Source organism: Caballeronia sp. LjRoot34, from assembly GCF_964253815.1.
GTDB lineage: Bacteria > Pseudomonadota > Gammaproteobacteria > Burkholderiales > Burkholderiaceae > Caballeronia.
This window is the reverse complement of sequence record NZ_CAXUSB020000001.1, coordinates 731641-756034: the sequence shown is the minus strand read 5'-3', so window position 1 is coordinate 756034 and position 24394 is coordinate 731641. Positions and strand designations below refer to the sequence as shown.

20 protein-coding genes are annotated in these 24394 nt (G+C 60.3%); 8 read left to right on the top strand and 12 right to left on the bottom strand.

Going from position 1 to position 24394, the window contains the following annotated elements:
* Positions 1-138: 138 nt before the first annotated feature.
* Positions 139-591, bottom strand: a complete 453-nt coding sequence (locus ACSQ36_RS03255) for a hypothetical protein (protein ID WP_436180887.1) — start codon at positions 589-591, stop codon at positions 139-141.
* A 241-nt stretch (positions 592-832) separates the two neighbouring features.
* Between ACSQ36_RS03255 and ACSQ36_RS03250 the strand changes: the two genes are divergently transcribed.
* Positions 833-2002 (top strand): MFS transporter, encoded by a 1170-nt coding sequence (locus tag ACSQ36_RS03250; RefSeq protein WP_436180886.1) that lies wholly within the window; start codon positions 833-835, stop codon positions 2000-2002.
* Positions 2003-3049: 1047 nt separating this feature from the next.
* On the opposite strand, the gene fahA is transcribed toward ACSQ36_RS03250, so the two are convergent.
* Genes fahA through ACSQ36_RS03225 form a run of 5 tightly spaced genes read right to left on the bottom strand, consistent with a single transcriptional unit; the run spans position 3050 to position 8614 of the window.
* Positions 3050-4366 carry a fumarylacetoacetase gene (gene fahA / locus ACSQ36_RS03245; RefSeq protein WP_436180885.1) on the bottom strand — a complete coding sequence of 439 codons (1317 nt, stop codon included), beginning with the start codon at positions 4364-4366 and terminating at the stop codon, positions 3050-3052.
* Positions 4363-5715 carry a homogentisate 1,2-dioxygenase gene (gene hmgA, locus ACSQ36_RS03240; protein ID WP_436180884.1) on the bottom strand — a complete coding sequence of 451 codons (1353 nt, stop codon included), beginning with the start codon at positions 5713-5715 and terminating at the stop codon, positions 4363-4365. The genes fahA and hmgA overlap by 4 nt, the downstream gene beginning before the upstream one ends.
* 22 nt (positions 5716-5737) lie before the next feature.
* Positions 5738-5959, bottom strand: a complete 222-nt coding sequence (locus ACSQ36_RS03235; RefSeq protein WP_436180883.1) for a DUF2783 domain-containing protein — start codon at positions 5957-5959, stop codon at positions 5738-5740.
* A gap of 11 nt (positions 5960-5970) precedes the next feature.
* Positions 5971-7638, bottom strand: a complete 1668-nt coding sequence (locus tag ACSQ36_RS03230) for an FAD-dependent oxidoreductase (protein ID WP_436180882.1) — start codon at positions 7636-7638, stop codon at positions 5971-5973.
* Between the two features lie 19 nt (positions 7639-7657).
* Positions 7658-8614: an MBL fold metallo-hydrolase gene (locus tag ACSQ36_RS03225; protein ID WP_436180881.1), complete on the bottom strand. Its 957-nt coding sequence runs from the start codon at positions 8612-8614 to the stop codon at positions 7658-7660.
* 186 nt (positions 8615-8800) lie between these two features.
* Between ACSQ36_RS03225 and ACSQ36_RS03220 the strand changes: the two genes are divergently transcribed.
* The 4 genes from ACSQ36_RS03220 to ACSQ36_RS03205 all read left to right on the top strand — a co-directional run bounded on the left by ACSQ36_RS03220 (position 8801) and on the right by ACSQ36_RS03205 (position 14254).
* Complete coding sequence (locus tag ACSQ36_RS03220) at positions 8801-9628, top strand: EAL domain-containing protein (RefSeq protein WP_436180880.1); 828 nt, start codon at positions 8801-8803, stop codon at positions 9626-9628.
* 557 nt (positions 9629-10185) lie between these two features.
* Positions 10186-11577 carry a D-arabinitol 4-dehydrogenase gene (dalD, locus tag ACSQ36_RS03215; protein ID WP_436180879.1) on the top strand — a complete coding sequence of 464 codons (1392 nt, stop codon included), beginning with the start codon at positions 10186-10188 and terminating at the stop codon, positions 11575-11577.
* 118 nt (positions 11578-11695) lie between these two features.
* On the top strand, positions 11696-13177 hold the full coding sequence (gene xylB / locus ACSQ36_RS03210) for a xylulokinase (RefSeq protein WP_213762307.1): 1482 nt from the start codon (positions 11696-11698) through the stop codon (positions 13175-13177).
* 129 nt (positions 13178-13306) lie between these two features.
* The gene (locus tag ACSQ36_RS03205) at positions 13307-14254 is read left to right on the top strand and encodes a sugar-binding transcriptional regulator (RefSeq protein WP_213762306.1); all 948 of its coding nucleotides are present in this window, start codon (positions 13307-13309) and stop codon (positions 14252-14254) included.
* A 997-nt stretch (positions 14255-15251) separates the two neighbouring features.
* Here the strand turns inward: ACSQ36_RS03205 and ACSQ36_RS03200 are convergent.
* From ACSQ36_RS03200 to ACSQ36_RS03175, 6 genes are all read right to left on the bottom strand, one after another.
* Entirely contained in the window at positions 15252-16373 is a 1122-nt protein-coding gene (locus tag ACSQ36_RS03200; RefSeq protein ID WP_213768681.1) for an ABC transporter ATP-binding protein, read from the bottom strand.
* 49 nt (positions 16374-16422) lie between these two features.
* The gene (locus tag ACSQ36_RS03195) at positions 16423-17151 is read right to left on the bottom strand and encodes an HAD family hydrolase (RefSeq protein WP_436183073.1); all 729 of its coding nucleotides are present in this window, start codon (positions 17149-17151) and stop codon (positions 16423-16425) included.
* Positions 17152-17185: 34 nt separating this feature from the next.
* Entirely contained in the window at positions 17186-18034 is an 849-nt protein-coding gene (locus tag ACSQ36_RS03190) for a carbohydrate ABC transporter permease (RefSeq protein ID WP_213768680.1), read from the bottom strand.
* Positions 18031-18966, bottom strand: coding sequence for a carbohydrate ABC transporter permease (locus tag ACSQ36_RS03185; protein WP_213768679.1), 936 nt, complete (start codon positions 18964-18966; stop codon positions 18031-18033). The genes ACSQ36_RS03190 and ACSQ36_RS03185 overlap by 4 nt, the downstream gene beginning before the upstream one ends.
* Before the next feature lie 107 nt (positions 18967-19073).
* Positions 19074-20417 (bottom strand): ABC transporter substrate-binding protein, encoded by a 1344-nt coding sequence (locus ACSQ36_RS03180; protein ID WP_436180878.1) that lies wholly within the window; start codon positions 20415-20417, stop codon positions 19074-19076.
* 156 nt (positions 20418-20573) lie between these two features.
* Positions 20574-21347 carry an L-iditol 2-dehydrogenase gene (locus ACSQ36_RS03175; protein ID WP_213768677.1) on the bottom strand — a complete coding sequence of 258 codons (774 nt, stop codon included), beginning with the start codon at positions 21345-21347 and terminating at the stop codon, positions 20574-20576.
* 432 nt (positions 21348-21779) lie between these two features.
* Here ACSQ36_RS03175 and ACSQ36_RS03170 point away from each other — a divergent pair, with 432 nt between their 5' ends.
* Genes ACSQ36_RS03170 through ACSQ36_RS03160 form a run of 3 tightly spaced genes read left to right on the top strand, consistent with a single transcriptional unit; the run spans position 21780 to position 24394 of the window.
* Positions 21780-22676: a metal ABC transporter solute-binding protein gene (locus ACSQ36_RS03170; RefSeq protein ID WP_436180877.1), complete on the top strand. Its 897-nt coding sequence runs from the start codon at positions 21780-21782 to the stop codon at positions 22674-22676.
* 43 nt (positions 22677-22719) lie between these two features.
* On the top strand, positions 22720-23619 hold the full coding sequence (locus ACSQ36_RS03165) for an ABC transporter ATP-binding protein (protein ID WP_436180876.1): 900 nt from the start codon (positions 22720-22722) through the stop codon (positions 23617-23619).
* Entirely contained in the window at positions 23612-24394 is a 783-nt protein-coding gene (locus ACSQ36_RS03160) for a metal ABC transporter permease (protein WP_436180875.1), read from the top strand. The genes ACSQ36_RS03165 and ACSQ36_RS03160 overlap by 8 nt, the downstream gene beginning before the upstream one ends.

Here is a 24394-nt window from a genome sequence, read left to right as displayed (position 1 = left end):
AATCCGTGCCCCGCGACCGCGTCGGATATCGAGAACACGCGCAGCGCAGGCGAAAGCCGGTGCCGATAGTCATCGATCGGGACGTTGGGGCGAGCGAATTTTCGTGGTAGCCGGGGATCGGATAATGGCGGTGCGGACTCAGTGATAAGTCATCTTCGATGATGTCAGTTTCGTCAGCGTCCCGCGCTGGAACCTGTACCAGCCGTCGGCACTTTTCAGCACCACTTCATCGCGCTGCCAGAACACATTGGTGAGTTTCATGCGCTTTGTCATGTGCTCGACCGTGGGCGGGCGCCTGGTGAAATCGTAGAGAACGAGTTCGGGCGAGCCGGTATCGAATGCTTCGACAATCATCCGCGCCCCCGACGGCTCTTCGAAATGCGCAATGCGGCGGGCGTTCAGCTGATCGAACGGTTTGCCATCGATTTGGGCTTCGAAAGTGGCTCCTTGCTGAACGAACACCACGCTGCCGCCAGTGGTGCGGATCGGTCCCGAACTCGCGTCGGCTTCCTGAGCGAACGCCCCTGGCACGACCGCGAATGCCAGCAGCGGGGCAACAATCAACGGGAAAAAATGCCGGAGTGCAGTCATGAAGGTCCTTGGTTGTAAAGCAGCAACCCTGCAACCTAGTCTGCCCGATGGCAAAAAGCAACAGTGAGAGTCTCGCAAAAGGCTGAAAATCCAACTCGTTGAATCAACTGTACAAATCTCGGGGTTTCCACCGAGCAAACGCAACAACGTTCGGTACAATTTGATTCCTTCAGCTCGCCCGAGCCTGCGTTCTTCACCCCGATAACGCGCGACCGGCCAGCACTCAGTCACCGCTTACCTCATGCCTCTGCCCCTTCTCGCCCTCGCCATTGCCGCGTTCGGTATCGGCACGACCGAATTCGTCATCATGGGCTTGTTGCCCAACGTCGCGCGGGATCTCGGGGTATCCATCCCCGCAGCCGGCATGCTTGTGTCGGGTTATGCGCTGGGCGTGACTATCGGCGCCCCTATTCTCGCTATCGTCACCGCGAGAATGCCGCGCAAGAAGGCGCTGATGAGCCTGATGGGTGTATTCATCGTCGGCAATCTGCTGTGTGCCATCGCGCCGGGTTACTGGATGCTGATGGCCGCGCGCATTTTGACCGCGTTCTGTCATGGCGCGTTCTTCGGCATCGGCTCGGTGGTCGCTGCGGACCTGGTCGCGCCCAACCGCCGCGCGCAAGCCATCGCGCTGATGTTCACCGGCCTCACGCTGGCGAACGTGCTCGGCGTGCCGCTCGGCACCGCGCTCGGTCAGGCGGCCGGCTGGCGCGCGACGTTCTGGGTGGTGACGGTGATCGGCCTGGTCGCGGCTGGTGCGCTGGCCGTGTGCCTGCCGAAGCACATCGAGATGAGGGAATCGAGCATCCTGCGCGAATTCAACGTGCTCAAGAATCCGCAAGTGCTGATGGTGCTCGGCATCAGCGTGCTGGCATCGGCGAGTCTCTTTTCCGTGTTCACGTACATCACGCCGATCCTCGAAGACGTCACCGGTTTTTCACCGCACGCGGTCACGTTGGTGCTGTTGTTGTTCGGGCTTGGATTGACGGTTGGAAGCACGCTCGGCGGCAAGCTCGCGGACTGGAAGCTATTGCGCTCGCTGCTGACGTTTCTTGTGTCGATCATTGTGGTCCAGGCCATTTTTGCCGCCACGATGCACGCCGCCATTCCCGCGATGATCACCGTCTTCGTCTGGGGCGTACTCGCTTTCGCGATCGTTCCACCGTTGCAGGTGTTGATCGTGAACCGTGCAAGCGATGCGCCGAATCTTGCGTCTACGTTGAATCAGGGTGCGTTTAACCTCGGCAATGCGATTGGCGCGTGGCTCGGGGGCATGACGATTGGCGCGGGGGCGGCGCTCACGGCGCTGCCGTGGGTAGGCGTGGTGATGGCCTGCGGCGCGTTTGGATTGACGTTGCTGTCGGCGTCGATGGATCGACGGGCGCGGCGCGCGAGCATCGGCGTGGTTTAGTTTCGCTCGCGCCGGTGGACGGGGGTGGGGTTGGTGATCGGTGGGGCGGTTTCGGAGTTAGCGGCTGGGTCTATGCCGGGTTGCTAGGTTCCAGGGTTAGCGGTCGGGGTCATTGCCGGGTTGGTGCTTTCGGCCTTAGTGGTCTGCGAGAGTTGGATTTTCTCTTTATCACTATTAGCCACTGTGCGTGGCGGCACGTCATTTCTTTGTCCAAAGCGACAAAGAAACGAAGCAAAGAAAACGCTTTTAAACCACGCTACCCTAAGTGTCCACAGCGTGCAGTTTTCATTCATAGGTGCCCCAAAAGCACGGTGCTCGCCAGAGCCACGGATGGTTGAACCCCTCCTTCTCCGAACACCGATACCCACACGCTTCGCCACCAGTGGTTGAACCTGCCCAAGGGGCACCCCGCGCTATCCGCGGACGACCTCCCGCCGAATTTGTACGCACGACGAATCACACGGCCAACCCATCAGAAACGAAGCCGCAGAATGCGTGGGGCCATAGCCGCGAAGAAAACCGTACAAGCAGCCTGATCAACTTACCAAAACGAAGTTGTTAATACGTATCAGGCCGCGTCGCCCACAAAAATAGCTGCGCAGACCAAGCAGTCAACCCACCAAGATACGAAGCAGTAAAGACGCGTGATGCCGTACGGATTTCTGGGCGCCTCGTGCTTGCCCGAGAGCACTGGTGGCGAAGCGTGTTCATGTCGGGATTCGCGAGAAGGAGGGGTTCAAACATCCTTCGCTCTGGCGAGCACCGTGCTTTTGGGGCACCTATGAATCAAAACTGCACGCTGTGGACACTTAGGGTAGCGTGTTTTAAAAGCGTTTTCTTTGCTTCGTTTCTTTGTCGCTTTGGACAAAGAAATGACGTGCCGCCACGCACAGTGGCTAATAGTGATAAAGAGAATATCCGACTCTCGCAGACCACCACGGCCGAAAGCACCAACCCGGCATTGAACTCGACCGCTACCCTCAGAACCCACCAACCCGGCATCAACCCCAACCGCTACCCCCAGAACCCCCGCATCAACCCCAACCACTAACCCGGAACCTCGGCCACGCCCCGCGCCGGCAAAACCACACCTCGGCATTCGCCGAACCCCACCCGATACCCCTCCCCCTGACACCATCCGGTGAGCGTCAATTCATCCCCATCTTCAATAAACCTGCGCTCGCCGCCCTCGTCCAGCGCAATCGGACGCTGCCCGTTCCACGTCATCTCAAGCAAGCTCCCGCATGAATCCGGCGTCGGCCCACTGATCGTGCCGGAACCCATCAGATCGCCCACGCGCGTGTTGCAACCCGCCACCGTGTGATGCGCAAGTTGCTGCGCCATCGACCAGTACATCAGCTTGAAATTAGTCCGCGTGAGCTTCGTCGCCGACGCAGCCAGCGCCGGCCGCAAATGCACTTCAAGCTCGATATCGAATGCATGATTACCAGCGTGGCGCAAATACGGAAGCGGTTCAGGTTCCTGCTTCGGCGTGGCGGCACGGAACGGTTCGAGCGCATCGAGCGTGACGATCCACGGCGAAATCGTGGTCGCAAAACCCTTCGCGTTGAATGGCCCGAGCGGCACGTATTCCCATTGCTGGATATCGCGGGCGCTCCAGTCGTTAAGCAACACCATGCCGAAGATATGCGACTCCGCATCTTCACAGTCAATCGGCTCGCCCAGCGCATTCCCTGCGCCAACGATAAACCCCGTCTCCAGTTCAATATCCAGCTTCCGGCATGCACTGAACACCGGCCGATCAGCATCGGGCAACTTGATCTGGCCGCTCGGCCGGCGCACCGGCGTCCCGCTCACGATCACCGATGAAGCGCGCCCGTTGTACCCAATCGGCATCTCCGACCAGTTCGGCAGCAACGCGTTCTTCGGATCGCGGAACATGGAACCCACATTGGTCGCGTGTTCCTTCGACGAATAAAAATCCGTGTAGCCAGGGATATCGATAGGCAAATGCAGCATCGCACTCGCCCGGGGTATGAGCGCGCGTGGACGCAACGCCGTGTTGTTTTTCAGCGTATCGCGATGGGCGGCAAGCAACGCGCTCACCTGGACACGAACGTGTCGCCATGTATCCCTTCCCAATGTAATAAACGCATTCAGCGTGGGCTGCGCGAACACCGGTTCGCATTCGATCAACCCCGCTCGATACACAACGGCGAGGTCGAGAATCCAGTCCCCGATCGCCACGCCCGCGCGCGGCAACGGATTGACTTCATCGGTGAAAATGCCGAACGGCAGGTTCTGGATCGGGAAGTCGCTTGATGGATTATTCGCGGATTCGATCCAACTTTTAAGCGCTGGATTGCGCGTCGCTTCAAGCGCTTCATGAGTTGAAAAACTCATCGTTGCTCCGGGTTGAAATGTTTGGTCAGTCCCTGCCAGCACTCGTAGTAATGCGCCTGCAATTGCGCGGTTTCCAGAGCGAAGCGGGTTGGCTTGATCAGCATGCGTGTCTCGAACATGAACGCCATCGTGTCGCCTACTTTCACGGGTGTCGATGTATCCGCCTTCGACGCCTTCTCGAACGTCCCCGCGTCCGGCCCATGTCCCGACATGCAGTTATGCAAGCTCGACCCTCCGGGCATGAACCCTTCGGATTTTGCATCGTAGACGCCATGCACGAGGCCCATGAATTCACTCGCGACGTTCCGATGAAACCACGGCGGCCGGAACGTGTCCTCGTTTGCGAGCCAACGCGGCGGGAAAATCACGAAGTCGATGGCGTCCACTCCCGGCGAATCCGTCTGCGATTGCAGTACAAGAAAGATCGACGGATCGGGGTGATCGAAGCTGATCGAACCGATGGTGTTGAACAGGCGCAGGTCGTATTTGTATGGCGCATAGTTGCCGTGCCACGCGACCACGTCAAGCGGCGAGTGGCCGATATCCGCGCGCCACAACACGCCGTTCATCTTCGCGACGAGTTCAAACGCGCCCTCGCGGTCTTCATAAGCCGCGTGCGGCGTGAGGAAATCGCGTGGGTTCGCAAGACCGTTCGAACCAATAGGCCCAAGGTCCGGCAGCCTCAACAAAGCACCGAAGTTCTCGCAAATGTAGCCGCGCGCGGTGCCATCCGGCAGCGCGACAGAAAAACGCACACCGCGCGGAATGACCGCTATTTCAAAGGGTTCTATATCGAGCCGGCCGAGTTCAGTCGCGATCGATAAGCGTCCTTCCTGCGGCACGATCAACAATTCGCCATCGGCGTTGTAGAAGAAACGATCCTGCATCGAACGGTTCGCGGCATAGAGATGGATCGCGCAGCCTTGCATGGATTCGGCCGCGCCGTTGCCGGCCATCGTCACCCAGCCATCGATGAAATCCGTGGGTGCATCGGGCATCGGCAGCGGGTCCCAGCGGAGTTGATTCGGTGGCGTAGGCGGCACCTCGGCGAAGTTCGCGACGAGCTTCGCGCGCAGGTCATTACCTTCAATCTGAGTGAACGGTTGATGCACCGCCGCCGGCCGTATCCGATACAACCACGAGCGCCGATTATGCCCGCGCGGTGCGGTGAACGCGGTGCCCGAAAGCTGCTCGGCATAGAGACCGTAGTTCACACGCTGCGGTGAATTGCGGCCGAGCGGCAGCGCGCCGGGCAACGCCTCGCTGGCGAAGTCGGCGGCAAATCCCGATTGATAGTGGCGGCTCGTGTCGGTGTGACTCGTGAACGCGCCGGGCGATTCTGGTTTCATGGTCTTGTCCTTTTCTACAATTTCATACGCTGGCAATCGAGGCTGCAACGGAAGTCACAACGCCGCTGCGTGCCATCGACATCGCTTCGCGCAGCACATCCATATCGCCGATCTGGTTCGACAGCAGCAGGATCAGTTTTGCGTTCACTAGCTGGCTTTCGTCGTTGCCAAGGTCGCGATGCATGTCGATCAGCGCTTCATAGAAGGCATCGGGATCGGCGAGGCGCAAGGTGGTATCGAGCATGGCGGACCTCATCATGCGGGCTGGGTTTCGTTCAGGGCGCAAGTTGCGCGGGCGAGTGCTTCACGGACGGTCTGAGGTTCTAACGAACGAGCGCGCATCGCGATGTGCTGATCCGGACGCAGCAAATAGAACGTGCCGGGATGTGCATCGAAACGTTGGGACAGGAGACCTTTCACGTCTTCCAGTACCTCAACACCTTCGCGCGATTTAACGTCGGAACCCGCCGGCACGATCAAAAATAGCTTCATTTGCGGGCGAAAATCTTTCAACGCGGTCAGCGCATCCGACGACTCACCAAACAGTACACCCGCAAACGACGACCCCAGGCGCTGCAAGAACCATCCGTTGCGGCCAGCAAAAAACACAGGCGCATCCGCCACCACTGCACCCGGCACGAGCGCGCAATGGAAGGCATCGCGGTCCGGCGTGTTTAACGGCGAATCATGCAGCACCGAAGCCGTCGATAACCGTCCGCTATTCACTATCCGCCGCGCAAACGCGCAATCTTTCGCGAGCCGCAAAGCGGCGTCGCGGAACACGCGGGACACGTCGCTCTTCGGCGTGATGAAATCGGTTGAACGCGTGGAGTGGCGGATGTTTTCATCGGCGGCGGCTTCGCGCTCGCTGGCGTAGGTGTCGAGCAAGGCATCGGGTGCATCGCCGTCGATCACCAACTTTAATTTCCAGCCAAGATTGTCCGCGTCCTGCACACCGCTGTTCGCGCCGCGCGCGCCGAACGGCGATACGCCATGCGCCGAATCGCCCGCAAACAGCACTCGCCCGTGACGAAACTTGTCCATGCGCTGGCATCGGAACGTATAGACGCTCACCCATTCCAGTTCAAATTCAACATCCGGTCCGAGCAACGCGCGCACGCGCGGAATCACACGCTCCGGCGCTTTCTCCGCGATGGGGTCGGCGTCCCAGCCCAACTGGAAATCGATGCGCCACACATTGTCCGGCTGCCGATGCAGCAACACCGATTGATTCGGATGAAACGGCGGATCGAACCAGAACCAGCGTTCGGTCGGGAAGTCGGCTTTCATCCGCACATCGGCGATCAGGAAGCGATCCTTGAACGTGCGGCCGTGGGTATCGAGATGCATGAGTGCACGCACCGGGCTACGCGCGCCATCGGCGGCGACCACGTAACTGGCGTGCAACGTGTACGGACCGTCAGGCGTGTCGATCTGCAGCGAAACGCATTCGTCGGACTGCGTAATACCCATGACCTTGTTGCGCCAGCGGACATCGAGCAAGGGCAACTCGCGCGCCCGCTCAGCCAGATACCCTTCGACGTAATACTGCTGCAGATTGATAAACGCGGGCCGCGCATGATCCGCTTCGGGCAACAAATCGAACGCGTAGAGCAGTTCGTTTTGCAGGAACACCTTGCCCACGTTCCAGCTCACGCCCTTCGCGACCATTGGTTCGCCGCAGCCGAGCCGATCGAAGATCTCGAGCGTACGTTTCGCAAAGCAGATAGCGCGCGATCCCGACGATAACGTGTGGTCATCGTCGAGCAGTACGACCGGGGTGCCTTGCTGCACGAGGTCGATCGCGGTCGCGAGACCCACCGGCCCCGCGCCGATCACGACGACCGGATGCAGCGGCGCATCGCCATCTTGATCCGATGAGCGGCGATACTCGAACGTCAGCGCCTGAAAATCGATAGCCATGGTCATTGTTCGTCGCCAATCAGCTTTCGAGCGTTTCCCACATTTCCTTGTCGCGCTGCGCCGTCCAGATGCGCGGATCGCGATATTGCGTGGCTTCGTCGAAGGCGCGCGTGACATCGAACGGCATGCAGTGATCGAAGATGACCCAGTCGCCAAACTTCGGCTTGAGCGCAGCATACGTGAGCTTGTAGATCTCGTTGAGATCCTTGCCGGCTGCGGCGCCCAACTTCACTTGATTGAACAGTTCGCTAACGAAAGCCCGCGTTCCCGCGATACCGTCCGCCACTTGGCTCGGCGTCTTCAGCGCAGCACCGCGGCCGGGTACCAGCTTCTCGGGATTGAACGCCGCGAGCGCGTCGAGCGTTGCCGGCCAGTCCTGGTAATAGGCATCGCCACAATAAGGCGTCGCGCCGTATTCGACCAGATCGCCGGACAGCATCACCTTGTCCTGCGGCAACCACAGCACGGTGTCGCCTTTGGTGTGACCTCGGCCGAGCTGCATGATCTTCACTTCGAGCTTGCCTAGCCAGAGCGTCATCTCGCCTTTGAAGGTAAGCGTTGGCCACGTCAGCCCCGGCACTGATTCCACTGCATTGAACAGGCGCGGAAAACGCTCGATCTCGCTCTTCATGTCCTGCTCACCGCGCTCGACGATCAGGTCGTACGTGTCCTGGCTGGCGATGATCTGCTGCGCGCCATACGCCGACGCGCCGAGCACCCGCACCGCGTGATAGTGCGTGAGCAGGATGTATTTAATGGGTTTGTCGGTGACTTCGCGGATCCGGCGAATCACGTCTTGCGCCATGACGGGCGTGGCTTGCGTGTCGGCGACGAGCACCGCGTCGTCGCCAATCACAATGCCCGTATTCGGATCGCCTTCCGCCGTGTACGCGTAGGCGTGCTCGGACAGACGCTCGAATGTCACCTTCTTTTCCGCCAAGTCCGCCTGCGATGCAAATTTCTTCTCGGCCGCCATGAAAGCCTCCTGATGGTTTGTCGCCTCAATTACGCATAGTAAAATTAATTACGATAAGTGAAATTATTGTTAACCCTAGTCATATGCGTCGAGTTGGTTTCGGGTCATATGAATATGTGGATTTTGTGCAAGGCGTCACGCGCGGCACTGCTACCATCGACGCTACACCTCTCACACCTTCCCTTCATGATTGCCCCAACCGTCCAGCAACTTGTTTCTCGCGCAGCGGACTATCCGTTTCCCGGCGCGCGCATCGTCATGGGCGAGGGAGCGAGCGCGAGTACGGCCATCGCGTTTTACGAAGGGTTTTGTCTGGCGAGCGCGTATGAGCCTATCTTCGATGTCACCACGCGAGGCTTGCCGCAATCGCTGACGGCATCGGTGGAAAGTGCGGAGCGTTTCGGCGATGAACTCGGCTTCCAGGCGCTTACCCTCACTGCCGATGGCGCGTCGTTCGATCCGTTCGCGCAACTCGACGACGACCCGAGGCTGGTCGAACTCGACCGGCTCTCACGCGCATTGCACGCGTTTAATTTTTTTGGCGCACAGCGGCCGGGTTTGCTGTTCCTGCGTGTCCATGAGCGTCTGCTGAAGAGCGTGAAATACGATCATGGCAAGCACTTCTCTTCGGTATTGATCGAGTTTGGGTTGAATCCGGCGCGGATCGTGATTGAGTTGCCGCCGGCGGCGGTTGCGCATCGGACGTTCCTCGGGTATCTCGTGAAGAGTTATCAGAAGTATGGATTCAAGGTCGCGGGGAATTTGCCCAATGCCGGGCAGATCATGTCGGTGTCGGATATGGCTCGACTGGATTTCATCAAGATGGATGCGGGTTTGGCGTTGAGGGATTCCGTGGTGAAGCCGTTGGTGGGGTATGCGCACCGGCTAAAGATTCCGCTCATATTTAGCCACGTCGGAGACGAAGCGCAATTCGAAGCGCTGCAGCAATTCGATGTGAGTTTTGTACAAGGGCCCGCGTTTGAGGCGCATGCGATTGGGCCGGGGGGACGGTAGGAGCGTTCGCACTTCCTGACCCCACGGCCCTCCAGATCCGTCCACCGTTACGAGCGAAAATTCACCGGGCGGTGAACCTGTCCTCAATAGGCATGACGATGCCTGGAATCGTCGCGGCAGCTTCACTCAACAAATACAAAATCGGTGCGGCCGCTTCGACGCGCAATACGCAGACCGATCTTCAATCCCCACCGCCGCCTGACTCGATATATCAACAACACCACGCCACTGGCATCCGCCGCCATAAGCCGATCGAAATCTGCAGCGCAAATCGATGCCATAGATACCAAGGCGTCAGATTTTGTGCACCGCAATAGCCTTCATGTCACGCCGAACCATCCAAACCACAGCCCCAAAATCCACGCAAAAACGCAAACCGAAATGCTGCGTAGTGCCTTGACTTTCATCGAATCGAATACGATCATTCGCTCACAGAACGAGCAAATGATCGACGCAACACGGATTTGGCCCTGCGCCCACTTCGCGTTCGACGACAACGAGACACAGCACAGCGCCCGGCACCGCATGAGGCGCATCCAGTTCAAAGGAAGGACGACATGACTACCGAAAGCCACGCAGCCGCCGACGTGATCCTGCACATCGGCGCGGGTTCTTTTCATCGTGCGCATCAGGCGTGGTATCTGCACAAGCTGATTGAATCCGGCGATACGCGCTGGTCGCTGACGGTCGGCAATATTCGCGGCGACATGAATGCCGTGCTGGAAGCGCTGGCCGCACAGAACGGTACCTATACGCTGGAAACCGTCACGCCGCACGGCAAGCGCGCGTATGAAACCATCCGCTCGATCACGAAGGTCGTGCCATGGGCGGCGGACCTGAACGCGCTTGTGGCGGCGGGCGCTGCGCCCGAATGCAAGATCGTGTCGTTCACGGTGACCGAGGGCGGTTATTACCTCGATGAACACCATAAGCTGGATACGGCGAATCCGGATCTGGCCGCCGACCGGAAAGGCGCCCGCACGACGATCTACGGCGCACTCGCCGCTATTCTCGACGCCCGCATGAAGCAGAACGCGGGCAAGGTGACGCTGCAGAACTGCGACAACCTGCGCAGCAACGGTGATCGATTTAAAGCCGGCATGCTCGAATTCCTCCAATTGCGCGGCGAAACTGCGCTGCGCGAATGGATGATCGCGAATACGTCATGCCCGAACGCGATGGTCGATCGCATCACGCCACGCCCCACGCCCGATGTCCGCGAGCGCGTGCTAGCCGCCACCGGTTTCGACGATAAAGCCCCCGTCATGGGCGAAGCGTTTATCCAGTGGGTGATCGAAGACGAATTTATTGCAGGGCGGCCGGCATGGGAAAAAGTCGGCGCGGAAATGGTTCACTCGGTACTGCCGTACGAGGAAGCCAAAATCCGCATTCTCAACGCAACACATAGTTGTATTGCATGGGCGGGGACTCTGGTTGGCCATCAATACATTCACGAAGGCACGCAGGACGCCGATATCCGCGCGCTCGCCGAAACCTACGTCACCGAAGACGTGATTCCTTGCCTGTCGCCGAGTCCGATCGACCTGGCCAAGTACCGCGATGTGGTGCTCGACCGCTTCGTCAATCCGTATATCCAGGATACGAATCAACGCGTGGCCGCCGATGGCTTCTCCAAGATCCCCGGTTTTATCGCGCCGACTCTGCGTGAATGTTTTGCGCGTCACGTCGATCCGAACGCGACTGCCATGTTGCCCGCGCTGTTCTTCCGCTTCCTCGAACGCTGGCACGAAGGCAAGCTGCCGTACGCGTACCAGGACGGCGTGATGGACCCCGCCACCGCGCACGCTTTCTTCGAAGCGGACGATCCGGTGAAGGCTTTCGTCGCCGATAAACTGCTCTGGGGCAGCCTCGCGCAAAGCGCCGATCTGGAACGCGTGCTGCGCGCGGCGCTTGGCCGTGTCGATGCCTGGCTCGCCACGCGGGCCTGAGCAGCTTACTCATCTTCATGCCTGTCCGGTGTTATTGCCAATGGCGTAACACTGGCAGCGGCGCTACATTAGCGCCTCCGGTTTCCCGTGGCTTTAAGCCTTCATCAAGGGTTCGTCCATGTATTTAGGCATCGATCTCGGCACCTCCGAAGTAAAAGTTCTCCTGCTGGCGAGCGACGGCAATGTCGTCGGCACGGCGGGCACGCCCTTCACCGTTTCGCGTCCGAAACCCCGCTGGTCCGAGCAAAATCCGCTCGACTGGTGGAACGGCACGCGCGCCGCGCTCTTCGCTTTACGCGATAAATTCCCGCAGGAGTTCGCGCAAGTGCGCGGCATCGGTTTGTCGGGACAGATGCACGGTGCAGTGCTGCTCGATTCCGAAGATCGCGTGCTGCGGCCGGCGATCCTTTGGAACGACATGCGCAGCGACAAGGAATGCGACGAGTTGACCGAGCGCGCGTCGCAGTTGCATGAAATCGCCGGCAATCTCGCGATGCCCGGTTTCACCGCGCCGAAGTTGCTATGGGTGCAGCACAACGAGCCGGAGATTTTCAATCGGACGGCATGCGTGTTGCTGCCGAAGGATTATCTGCGGCTGCATCTGACGGGCACGAAAGTATCCGATCCGTCGGACGCCGCCGGCACCTTGTGGCTCGATGTCGCGCGCCGCGACTGGTCCGATGAACTGCTCGCCGCCTGCAACATGACGCGCGCCCAAATGCCGGCACTGGCCGAAGGCAGCGAGCCGTCGGGCACGCTGCTGCCCGCGCTCGCTCGCGAACTCGGATTGCCCGATGGCGTGATCGTCGCGGCCGGTGGTGGCGACAACGCGGCAAGCGCAGTGGGTATCGGAGCGACGGAACCGGGCGATGGTTTCCTGTCACTCGGAACATCGGGCGTGCTGTGCGTGGTCGGCGACCGCTTCCGGCCGAATCCATCGTCGGCGGTGCATGCGTTCTGTCACGCCATTCCTGATCGGTGGCATCAGATGAGCGTGGTGTTATCGGCCGCGAGTTGCCTTCGCTGGGTCTGCAAGCTCACCTCGACCGACGAACCCACGTTGCTCGCTGAAATCGCCGCGCTCGATCCCGCTGCGCTTGAGATCGCGCCGCTCTTCCTGCCGTATCTCAGTGGTGAGCGTACGCCGCATAACGACCCGTACGCGCAAGGCGTGTTCTTCGGCATGACGCACGCAACCGACCGCGCGTTGCTCGGTTATGCAGTGCTTGAAGGCGTGACGCTCGCGCTGACCGATGGCCTCGACGCGTTGCAGGCTGCCGGCACGGAAGTCCACGCGCTGTCGCTGCTGGGCGGCGGTGCGCGCAGCAAGTACTGGGGCCAGTTATTAGCCGACGCCCTCAACACCCGCACGCGCACGCACGGCGGCGGCGAGACCGGCGCGGCGCTTGGCGCGGCACGGCTTGGCTGGCTGGCGGCGGGCGGCGATCCGGCCGTGGTGCTTGCCAAGCCACCCGTGAAGGATGAGTTCATCCCGAACGCGGAACGCCATGCGATTCTGCGGCAGCGGCTGAAGGGTTTCCGCGAGTTGTATCGGCACGTGCGCCCGTTGTTCGATCCGGCGCGTCCGCGGCTCGCGTGATGGTTTAAAAGGCGGCCGGGGGAGTTTCTGCCCTCGGCCGCCGAGCGTGCACAATGTCGATCTTTCGCATGCCTTTATGGCGCGCGATTCTCTTTATATTCGACACGAACGACCAGACATCGAGCCACCGTGCCCAAGTCCAACGAAAAACTCGATCTCGCCACCCGCGCCGCGTGGCTGTATTACGTCGCGGGCAATACGCAGAATGAAATAGCGGAGAAGCTGCAGATCTCACGGCCCGTCGCCCAGCGGCTGGTCGCGTTCGCGGTGGAAAAGAACCTGATTCGTGTACGCGTGGACCATCGGATTGCGGATTGCCTTGCGCTGGCGGCGAAGTTATCGAAGCGATACGGTTTGTCGATGTGTGAAGTCGTGCCTATAGACGGCGATTCGCCCGAGCAAGTGGATCGCAAGCTGGCGGTCGCGGGCGCACAGGTGATGGAGCGTTATCTCACCGATGAAAAACCGCTGGTGATTTCGATCAGCACCGGCCGGACCCTGAAGGCCGTGGTCGCGCAGATCGGGCAACTGGAGCGTCCGCAGCACCGCCTGGTGTCGATGGTCGGGGCTATTGCCCAGGACGGCTCCTCGAACCGCTATGACGTCGCGCAGCACCTCTCCGAGAAGACCGGTGGCAAGCATTTCATGTTGCCCGCGCCGTTGATGGCTGACAGCCGGGCCGAGCGTGAGCAATGGTGTAATCACCGGTTGTATCGGATTGTTGATGCGTTGTCCGGGAACGCGGATGTCGCGTTTATTGGGATTGGTAATATTGGGATTAATTGTCCGTTGCATGAGGATGGGTTTATCACGACCGCCGAGGTGGAGGAGATGATGCAGGCCGGCGCGGTGGCGGAGTTGCTCGGGCTGCCGATTGATGCGCAAGGCGTGCGGGTGCAATCGACGACTGGCGAGCGTGTGACGAGTTTGCGGCTGGATGCCCCGCCGAAGCGGCCGACTATAGGGTTTGCGGGCGGGTTGAGAAAGCGTGACGCGGTGATCGCCGCGTTGCAGGGGAAATGGCTTTCCGGGCTGGTGACGGATGAGTTGTGTGCGCAGGCGGCGCTGGACGCTTGAGGGTGGTCGGGATTCTGGTGGGGTCGGGATTCTGGTGGGGTCGGGGTTTGGGTCGGGTTCGGGGTTAGCGGTCGGGGTCAGTGCCGGGTTGCTGCTTTCGGCCGTGGTGGTCTGCGAGAGTCGGATTTTCTCTTTATCACTATTAGCCACTGTGCGTGGCGGCACGTCATTTCTTTGTCCAAAGCGACAAAGAAACGAAGCAAAGAAAGCGCTTTCAACCACGCTACCCTAAGTGTCCACAGCGTGCAGTTTTCATTCATAGGTGCCCCAAAAGCACGGTGCTCGCCAGAGCCACGGATGTGTGAACCCCTCCTTCTCCGAACACCGATACCCACACGCTTCGCCACCAGTGATTGAACCTGCCCAAGGGCACCCCGCGCTATCCGCGGACGACCAACCACCGAATTTGTACGCATAACGAATCACACGGCCAACCCACCAGAAACGAAGCCGCAGAATGCGTGGGGCCATACCCACGAAGAAAACCGTAGAAGCAGCCTGATCAACTTACCAAAACGAAGTTGTTAATACGTATCAGGCTGCGTCGCCCACAAAAATAGCTGCACAGACCAAGCAGTCAACCACGAAGACATGAAGCAGTAAAGACGCGTGAGGCCGTGCGGGTTCCTTGGCAAGGGTGCTTGCCCGAGAGCGTACGGGGCGAAGCGTGTTCGTGTCAGAATTCGCGAGAAGGAGGGGTTCACACATCCTTCGCTCTGGCGAGCACCGTGCTTTTGGGGCACCTATGAATAGAAACTGCACGCTGTGGACACTTAGGGTAGCGTGTTTGAAAGCGTTTTCTTTGCTTCGTTTCTTTGTCGCTTTGGACAAAGAAATGACGTGCCGCCACGCACAGTGGCTAACAGTGATAAAGAGAAAATCCGACTCTCGCAGACCACTAACACCGAAAGCAGCAACCCGGCATTAACCCCGACCACTAACGCCGAAATCCCCGCCACTCGCCAAAGCCCCCCCCGTCCACCGGCGCGAGCCCCCCCTACGCCGCCGACAACACCTCAACAATCTTCCGCTGATAAGCAATCCCATCAGCATTAAACAAATGGCAATGCTCAGGCAAAGCGCCAAGCTTCAGCACCTCCCCACGCGAATGGCGCTCAAGCGGCGGAATCCTGGCGATGATCCCCTCCGGCGCCACCGTCGACTCCGAGTACAGATAAGCGGCATCGCCAAGCGACTCCACGGCCATCGTCTTCGCCGATACCCCGTGCTCCACCGTCGCCGCCGTCCCTGCATGCAGATGCTCCGGACGAATCCCGACCGTCACCGAATCGCCGACCTTCGCACTACCCGGCTCGACCGCCGTCAGTTGGGTCTCACCTGTCGCATACTTCACCAGCACGCCATCGCTTAACACCTGCGTAATTTCGGCGTTAAAGAAATTCATCTTCGGCGAGCCGATAAAACCCGCCACGAACTTGTTCTGCGGCGCGTGATAAAGCTGGTTAGGCGTTCCGACCTGCTCCACATTCCCCGCCGACAACACCACGATCTTGTCAGCCAGCGTCATGGCCTCCACCTGATCATGCGTCACGTAAATCATCGTAGTCTTCAACTCGTCGTGCAGTCGCGCAAACTCCAGACGCATCTTCACGCGCAACGCGGCGTCCAGGTTGGACAGCGGCTCGTCGAAGAGGAACACCTTCGGCTTGCGCGTGATCGCGCGGCCGATCGCCACCCGCTGACGCTGGCCACCTGATAATTGCTTAGGTTTCCTATCGAGCAAATGATCGATATGCAGGATCTTCGCTGCCTGCTTGACCGCTGCATCAATCTCCGGCTTCTTCGTGCCGGCAAGCTTCAGGCCAAACGCCATGTTATCGTACAGCGTCATGTGCGGATACAGCGCGTACGACTGGAACACCATCGCAATCCCGCGCTTGGCCGGCTGCACGTCGTTCACGCGCACGCCGTCGATCATCAGGTCGCCGCCGCTGATATCTTCCAGACCGGCGATCATCCGCATCAGCGTGGATTTGCCGCAACCGCTTGGGCCCACGAACACGACGAATTCGCCATCGGCGATATCGAGGTTCACGCTACGAATCACTTCGGTTTCTTCGTAGCGCTTGTTGATGTTACGCAGATTCAGGCTTGCCATGATGGAGTCTCCGTCTTTAACTTGGCTTCGTTTTCTGCGAGCAAGAGGCTCACGGCAGTTCGAAGCTTGCGTTTTGCAGCCACTGCCCAACGAGCGCGGGGAGTTGTCCCATCTCGTCGAACACGACACTTGCGCCAGCACGTTTCAGCGCATCAATTTGTCCTTCAGTTGCATGACCGGCGCCCACGAAACCGAGCACGGTCATGCCCGCCGCCGCTGCCGCCGTGACGCCGGTTACGCTGTCTTCTACCACCACGCAGCGTTCGGGCGCCACCCTCAGAGTTCGCGCCGCCGCGAGGTACACGTCGGGCGCGGGTTTCGGGTTTGCTACTTTATCGGCGCAAAACAGACGCTCGCCGAAAAACCGCACGAGGCCCGTGCGGCTCAGCACGGCTTCCACATACGACGTAAAGCTGTTGCTCGCGCAGGCCTTGCGCAAGGAAATCGCGGCCAGCGCGGCCTCGATTCCATCGACTGCCGGCCCTTCCACGGCCGCGGCTTCCACGACCACCCGGATTGCATCGATCTGGGCTGAATCGAGCGTCCGGCCGAGCGCTTCGGCCGTGCGCAGCAGCACCGTTTCGATCCGCAGCCCGAGCAGCGGCGTGACGATCGGCTCGGCATCCACGCCGGGCCAGAGCGCCTCCATCTGCTGCACGAGCACACGTCCCGCAATCGCTTCGCTGTCGATCAATACGCCGTCGCAGTCGCAGATCAGCAGATGCCCGTCGAGGGCATCGGCTGGAGCGAGCGCGTCCGGTACGCCGGCTTGGGACAAGTTCAGGTTCACTGGATCGACCTCGGGTTAAGCTTCATTTCACCGCGCCGAAGGTCAGGCCGCGCACCAGTTGCTTCTGCGATAACCAGCCGACAATCAGGATCGGCGCCACGGCCAGCAGTGAAGCCGCCGAGAGCTTGGCCCAGAACAAACCTTCCGGACTCGAATACGACGCAATGAATACCGTTAGCGGCGCCGCGTTCGAACTCGACAAGTTGATGCTCCAGAACGCCTCGTTCCACGAAAGGATCACGAGCAGCAACGCGGTGGACGCGAGCCCGGGTAGCGACATCGGCATCAGCAGATAGACGATTTCCTGCCACGTCGCCGCGCCGTCTATACGCCCGGCTTCCAGGATGTCACGCGGGATTTCGTTGAAGTACGTGTAGGACATCCAGACCGCGATCGGCAAGTTGATCAGCGTATAGACGACGATCAAACCCCACACCGTGTCGAGCATGCCGGTGTTTTTCCACAGCAGGTAGATCGGCACGAGCACGCCGACCGACGGCATCATCTTGGTCGAGAGCATCCACAGCAGCACTTTCTGCGTTTTCTTGGTCGGGAAAAACGCCATTGCGTAGGCGCACGGCACGGCGAACAGCAAGCAGATCACCGTGACGCCGACCGAGATCAGGATGGAGTTCCACGCGAACGCAAAGTAATTACTGCGCGCGAACACCTCGCGGAAACTGTCGAGCGTGGGCGTGAAAATCAGCGATGACGAATACGCCTGCTGCTCGGTCTTGAACGCCGTGATGGTCATCCAGAAGATCGGGAAAAACAGCAGCAGCGCGAACAGCCACGCGATCACACCGAGCACGCCGCGCTTGAGCGTGTCGAGGATCGGCACGGACGTTGTTGCGGTAACGGGATGGCTCATGATTCGTACTCCCCTTTCAGGTTCTTCGAGAGCATGCGCACCAGGAAGAACGCAACGACGTTCGCCAGCACGACCGCCAGAATGCCGCCGGCGGAAGCCAGGCCGACGTCGAATTGCTGCAGGCCGAGCGCGTAGATCAGGTACGACAGGATGGTGGTCGCGGTGCCCGGGCCGCCGCCGGTCGTCGTATAGATTTCAGCGAAGATGGAGAGCAGGAAAATGGTTTCCATCATCACCACCACGGCAATCGCGCGCTTCAAGTGCGGCAGCGTGATGTAGAAGAACATGGAGAACGCGCCGGCACCGTCGATGCGCGCCGCTTCCTTTTGCTCCTGATCCAGCGACTGGATCGCCGTGAAGAGAATCAGGAACGCGAACGGCAGCCACTGCCACGCAACAATCACGATCACAGCAAAGAGTGGATAGTCGCCAAACCAATCGATCGGCTGAAGCCCCAACGACCGCATCAACGCCGCGATCAGGCCATACACCGGATGCAAGATCATGTTCTTCCAGATCAGCGCGCTGACCGTAGGCATGACAAAGAACGGTGCAATGACCAGCAGCCGCGCAATGCCCTGACCATAGAACTTGCGGTCGAACAGCACGGCAAGCAGCACGCCGCCAATTACGGTAATCAGCAACACCGATCCGATCAGCGTCAGCGTATGAACAATCGACGGCAGGAAGGCCGGATCGGTGGCCAGGAATTCATAGTTATCGAGCCCGGCAAACCCTTTGACATCGGGGTTGAGCAGGTTGTATCGCGAGAACGAATACCAGATGGTCATCGCGAGCGGGATGGCCATCCACAGGAACAGTACAGCGGTCGACGGCATGATGAGCCAGCGGACCGACTTCGCGCGCTTCTTGTCGCGCGCTGCGGCGGATTCCGCGTAACCGTCTGTGAGGGGGGGATTAAGTTGACTCATGATCGTGTCACCTCTCGATGATGCGCAGGCCGCGCGCCAGGCTTCTTCACAGAAGCGGCGCGGCCCGCTGTCCTACGTTAGGCGCAACAAGTTGCTGCTTTGAGCCCTTATTTCTGGTACCCGGCTTGCTTCACGGCACGATTCGCTGCGGCGTTGCCGGCTGTCAGCGCGGCATCAACCGTCGTCTGTCCGGCGACCACACCGGCGATCGACTGGCCAACCACGGTTCCGAACGACTGGAATTCAGGAATCCCGACGAACTGGACACCGGTGTACGGCACCTTTTGCAGCGTTGCATCGTTCGGGTTCGCCGATTCAATAGCGCTCAGCACGAAGTCGCCGAACGGTGCCGCCTTCTTGTACTCCGGATTGGCATAGGTCGACTTGCGCGTGCCCGGGGGAACCGAGGCCCAGCCTTCGTCCTTCGCAACCAGTTCGATGTACTCCTTCGACGTAGCCCACGTCGCGAACTTCTTCGCGGCGTCCTGCGACTTCGAGGTCTTCGGAATCGCGAGCGACCACGACCACAACCAGTGCGAGCCCTTCGGCGTGACCGCGACCGGCGCTGCCGCGAAGCCGATCTTGTCAGCCACTTGCGACTGTGCCTTGTTGTACAACATACCCGCCGCCACCGTCGCGTCGATCCACATTGCGCACTTGCCCGACGACATCAGCGTCAGGTTCTCGTTGAAACCGTTCGAGCTGGCTCCCGGCGGGCCGTCGTTCTTCAGCAGGTCCGAGTAGAACGTGAGGGCCTTGTGCCATTCCGGGGTATTGAGCTGTGCTTGCCATTTCTCGTCGAACCAGCGGCCGCCGAACGTATTCACGACGGTTGAGAAAAACGCCATGTTCTCGCCCCAACCCGCTTTGCCGCGCAAGCAGATGCCGTACTGGCCTTTGGATTTGTCGGTGAGCTTGTCGGCGAATTGCTTGATCTGGTCGTAGGTCGGCTGGTCGGGCATCTTCAGGCCGGCGGCATCGAACAGGTCCTTGCGGTAATACGTCATCGAGCTTTCGACGTAAAACGGCAACGCATACAACTGGCCGTTATACGAGAGGCCGTCGCGCGCGGTCTTCACCACGTCGTCAATATCGTAATTGGCCGGCAGGTTCGTCATCGGTGCGAGCCAGCCGCGCTTGCCCCACTGCGGCGCTTCATAGGTGCCGATCGCCATCACGTCGAACTGGCCGCTGTTCGTGGTGATGTCGGTGGTGGCGCGCTGGCGCAGCACGTTTTCTTCGAGGATGACCCACTTCAGTTGAATGTCCGGATTCGCTTTTTCGAACGCCGGCGACAGCTTCTTCAACTCGATCATGTCCGGGTTGTTGAGCGTCGCGATCGTCACGGTCGCGGCCTTCGTGGCAATTGGTGCAATCGCGGCGACGGCGAATGCGGCGAATGCGAGCGAGCGCATCGGTAGGGTCTTGAGGGTGAAGTTGGCGCGTTTCATGTTGTTTCGTCTCCTTTATCGTTAGCACGGGCGCTGGTCTTGCGTGGCGTTGCTTGAAGCAGTCGATACTCGGGTAGTACAGGTGTTGCGTTAATTGATCTTCACTGGCGATCTTCCCTGCGACGGCGTCCTGATGCGCGCATGCAACGCGCGCCGTCAACTCATCCAGTTGCCGCCGTCAACGTTCAGCGTTTGTGCCGTGATGTAGTCCGAATCCGCCGATACGAGGAACAGCGCCGCGCCCGTCAAATCGTTCGGCAGGCCCATGCGGCCGAGCGGCACGGCCTCGCCAACCAGCCGTTTTTTCTCACCCAGCGGGCGGTTTTCGTACTTCGCGAAGAGCGCGTCGACCGTCTCCCACATCGGGGTATCGACAACGCCTGGTGCGATGCTGTTCACGTTGATCCCATGCTGGGCGAGCCCGAGTGCGGCCGATTGCGTGTAGCTGATCACGGCGGCTTTGGTTGCGCAATAGTGGGAAACTAGCGCCTCGCCGCGACGCCCGGCCTGCGACGACATGTTCACGATCTTGCCGCCACGGCCCTGCTCCACCATGCGTTGCGCGACGAGTTGCATCAGGAAGAACATGCCCTTCACGTTGACCGAGAAGAGGCGGTCGAAGATGTCCCAGGATTCGTCGAGGATCGGGCGCATGTCGAAGAGCGCCGCGTTGTTGAACAGGATGTCGATACCGCCGAATTTATCGACGGAGGTCGCGACAATGCGCTCCAGGTCCTCGCGCTTCGTGACATCGGCCTTGATGGCCAGTACGCGGTCAGCGTGGTCCGCAAAACGCTGCGCCAACTCGGTTTCGTCCTTCAGATCGACGACGACGACCTTCGCGCCTTCGTCCAGAAATCGCTTCGTGACCGCTTCGCCAATCCCGCTTGCCGCACCCGTCACGATTGCTACCTTGTCCTGCAGTCTCACGGCTGTCTCCGGTTGGTTCGTCTCTGATTCGGCTACTTGAAATTGCACACTTGAAACACGCGATAGTGAGCGAACGCTCTATGCGCGATCAATTGCTCTCTGTTTGGTCGAATGATCGGTGAGGTGTGAGGCGGTGTCAAGGCACGCCGCCATGTTTCGATGCTGCGGCGCGCAAAGCACCTCAAAACTGCGGGAAAACCCCAACCGGCGCGGGTTTGCGGGTTATGGGCGAGTGTCTGGAACAAGGCCCGGATAGGCTTTCGTAATACGTCAGTGGATGCAAAATACAGTGATACGTTATATCATCACGACCGATTCGAACGGACTTAGCCGAGAGGGTCACGCCGGCAGTCACGCCTGCACAGTGGGCATGCAGAACGCGGACGCTACGCACACCGTCAGCCTCTATCCACCCTTATTCCAGGAAACACCATGAGCAAACTTGCCGCCGTCATCCTGAGCTGCGCCGCCCTTTTATCTGCCAGCTTGTGCGGCCCAGCCACGGCGCAAACGGCGTCCACAGGCGTGGTGCCGGTGGTCGCGGCCGAGAATTTCTACGGCGATGTCGTGCGCCAGCTCGGCGGCAATCATGTCCAGGTGACGAGCATCCTGAGCAACCCCGACGAAGATCCGCATCTGTTCGAAGCCAGCCCGAAGACCGCGCGCGCGTTGCAGAATGCGGCGCTTGTCGTGTATAACGGCGCCGACTACGATCCGTGGATGGACAAGCTGCTGTCGGCATCGAAGGGCAAGGGGCGCACGACTATCGTCGCGGCGCAACTGATGGGCAGGAAATCCGGCGATAATCCGCATCTCTGGTACGACCCGGCGACCATGCCGACGGTGGCGAAAGCGGTGAGCGACTATCTGGTCCAGGCGGACCCGGCGCACAAGGCTGACTACGACGCGCGTCTGGCGACGTTCCTGGCATCGGTGAAACCCATCGACGACAAGGTTGCCGCGCTCAAAAGCCAGTACAAGGGCGTACCCGTGACAGCGACGGAACCGGTGTTCGGTTATATGTCGGACGCGATCGGCCTCGACATGCGCAATAACCGCTTCCAGTTGGCCGCGATGAACGACACGGAACCGAGCGCAACGGATATCGCCGCGTTCGAAAAAGATCTGCGCGAGCGTCGCGTGCACGTGCTGATCTATAACAGTCAGGCGACGGAAGCACTCACGAAGCGCATGTTGAAAGTGGCCCACGATTCACACGTGCCGAGCATCAGCGTCACCGAGACGCTGCCCGCCGGCAAGACCTTCCAGACATGGATGACGTCGCAGCTCGACGCGTTGTCGGTTGCGCTGCAGGGAAAGACACAATGACGGGATGTGGCAATAGGACGTTCGCGCTTGCAGGCGCGTTGCAATGACGGGTTCCACACGGGGTAAAGCCGGTGCGCTGGAAGTCGAGCACGTCGCGCTTGAGCTTGGCGGACGGTCGATCCTGAAGGACGCCAGTTTCAGCGTGGCGGCGGGCGAGTTTATCGGCGTGCTGGGTCCGAACGGCGCCGGCAAGACCACGCTGATGCGCGCAATGCTGGGGTTGCTGCCGTTATCGAAGGGAACGATACGCGTGAATGGCGCGGCGGTCGTGCGGGGTAATCCGTCCGTTGGCTACATGCCGCAAACGCGCAGCGGTCTTGCCGGCCGGCATCTGCGCGGCCGCGACTTCGTCGCCATGGCCGCCGATGGTCATCGCTGGGGCCTGCCGCGCGCGAGCGCCGCAGCGCGTGCCGATGTCGATCGCGTACTCGATCTGGTCGGTGGACGCTCGCTCGCCGCGCGGCCATTGTCCGAGTTGTCGGGCGGCGAACGGCAGCGTTTGCTGCTCGCACAATGCCTGCTCGGCGACCCCAAACTCCTGCTTCTCGATGAACCCCTGATCAGCCTCGATCCGCGGCATCAAACCGGCGTGGTCGATCTCGTGCGGAGCGTGCAGCGTGAACTCGGCATTACCGTGCTGTTCTCGGCGCACGAGCTCAACCCGCTGCTGAACTCCATCGACCGGGTGCTGTATCTCGGCAATGGGCGCGCGGCGCTCGGTACGATCGATGAAGTCATCACGAAGCCGGTTTTATCGCAGCTATATGGATCGCCGATTGACGTGATGCGCGTGAACGGCCGCATCTTCGTGATGGCCGGCGACGTGGAAGTCGACAAGCTCGACCACGCGCACGAGGACGGTCCGAACGGACATTCCCACGACCACGACCACGATCACAGTCACGCTCACCACCACACCGGAACGCATTCCCACGATGTTTGAATACGAGTTCATGCAAAACGCCTTCGCGGCGTCGGGGATTGTCGCGGTGCTCGCGGGCGTGGTCGGCTACTTCCTCGTGCTGCGCGGCCAGACCTTTGCGGGTCACGCGTTATCGCACGTGGGTTTCACCGGCGCGACCGGCGCCGTGCTGGTCGGCATGTCGCCGCTCTGGGGCATGATCGGCTTCACGCTCGCGGCGGGTATCGGCATGGGCGCGCTCGGCGAAAAGCTGACCGGACGCGATGTCGCTATCGGCGTGATCCTCACGTTGTCGCTCGGCTTCGGCTTGCTGTTCCTGCACTTCTTCACCGCGTATGCGAGTCAGGCAACGGCGCTGCTGTTCGGCAACGTGCTCGGCGTGAACCATGACACGCTCGTGGTGCTGGCCGGGCTCGCGGTGGTCAGTCTCGGCGCGCTCGCGATCATCATGCGGCCGTTGTTGTTCGCTTCGCTCCAACCCGAATTGGCCGAAGCCAAAGGGGTATCGCTGCGCCTCGTGTCCATCCTGTTCCTCGCGATCACGGCGCTCGCGGTGGCGGCATCGACGCAGATAGTGGGCGTTTTGCTCGTCTTCGCGCTGATGGTGGGACCGGCCGCGGCGGCGCAAAACCTGGCGACGCGGCTGTCGACCGGCGTACTGCTCGCGGCGGTTTTCGCGCTGGTGCAGGCGTGGTTGGGATTGACGCTGGCGTATTACACCGACTGGCCGACAAGCTTCTGGATCACGATCCTCGCGGCAGGGGTGTATGGGTTGAGTTTGTTGGGACGAAGGTAG

Coding starts and splice junctions, on each gene's coding strand:
- ACSQ36_RS03165 (WP_436180876.1), top strand. CDS start 22,720: ATGACGGGTTCCACACGGGGTAAAGCCGGTGCGCTGGAAGTCGAGCAC.
- ACSQ36_RS03230 (WP_436180882.1), bottom strand. CDS start 7,638: ATGGCTATCGATTTTCAGGCGCTGACGTTCGAGTATCGCCGCTCATCG.
- ACSQ36_RS03250 (WP_436180886.1), top strand. CDS start 833: ATGCCTCTGCCCCTTCTCGCCCTCGCCATTGCCGCGTTCGGTATCGGC.
- hmgA (WP_436180884.1), bottom strand. CDS start 5,715: ATGAAACCAGAATCGCCCGGCGCGTTCACGAGTCACACCGACACGAGC.
- ACSQ36_RS03190 (WP_213768680.1), bottom strand. CDS start 18,034: ATGAGCCATCCCGTTACCGCAACAACGTCCGTGCCGATCCTCGACACG.
- ACSQ36_RS03170 (WP_436180877.1), top strand. CDS start 21,780: ATGAGCAAACTTGCCGCCGTCATCCTGAGCTGCGCCGCCCTTTTATCT.
- dalD (WP_436180879.1), top strand. CDS start 10,186: ATGACTACCGAAAGCCACGCAGCCGCCGACGTGATCCTGCACATCGGC.
- ACSQ36_RS03255 (WP_436180887.1), bottom strand. CDS start 591: ATGACTGCACTCCGGCATTTTTTCCCGTTGATTGTTGCCCCGCTGCTG.
- ACSQ36_RS03235 (WP_436180883.1), bottom strand. CDS start 5,959: ATGCTCGATACCACCTTGCGCCTCGCCGATCCCGATGCCTTCTATGAA.
- xylB (WP_213762307.1), top strand. CDS start 11,696: ATGTATTTAGGCATCGATCTCGGCACCTCCGAAGTAAAAGTTCTCCTG.
- ACSQ36_RS03160 (WP_436180875.1), top strand. CDS start 23,612: ATGTTTGAATACGAGTTCATGCAAAACGCCTTCGCGGCGTCGGGGATT.
- ACSQ36_RS03185 (WP_213768679.1), bottom strand. CDS start 18,966: ATGAGTCAACTTAATCCCCCCCTCACAGACGGTTACGCGGAATCCGCC.
- ACSQ36_RS03220 (WP_436180880.1), top strand. CDS start 8,801: ATGATTGCCCCAACCGTCCAGCAACTTGTTTCTCGCGCAGCGGACTAT.
- ACSQ36_RS03225 (WP_436180881.1), bottom strand. CDS start 8,614: ATGGCGGCCGAGAAGAAATTTGCATCGCAGGCGGACTTGGCGGAAAAG.
- ACSQ36_RS03180 (WP_436180878.1), bottom strand. CDS start 20,417: ATGAAACGCGCCAACTTCACCCTCAAGACCCTACCGATGCGCTCGCTC.
- ACSQ36_RS03200 (WP_213768681.1), bottom strand. CDS start 16,373: ATGGCAAGCCTGAATCTGCGTAACATCAACAAGCGCTACGAAGAAACC.
- fahA (WP_436180885.1), bottom strand. CDS start 4,366: ATGAGTTTTTCAACTCATGAAGCGCTTGAAGCGACGCGCAATCCAGCG.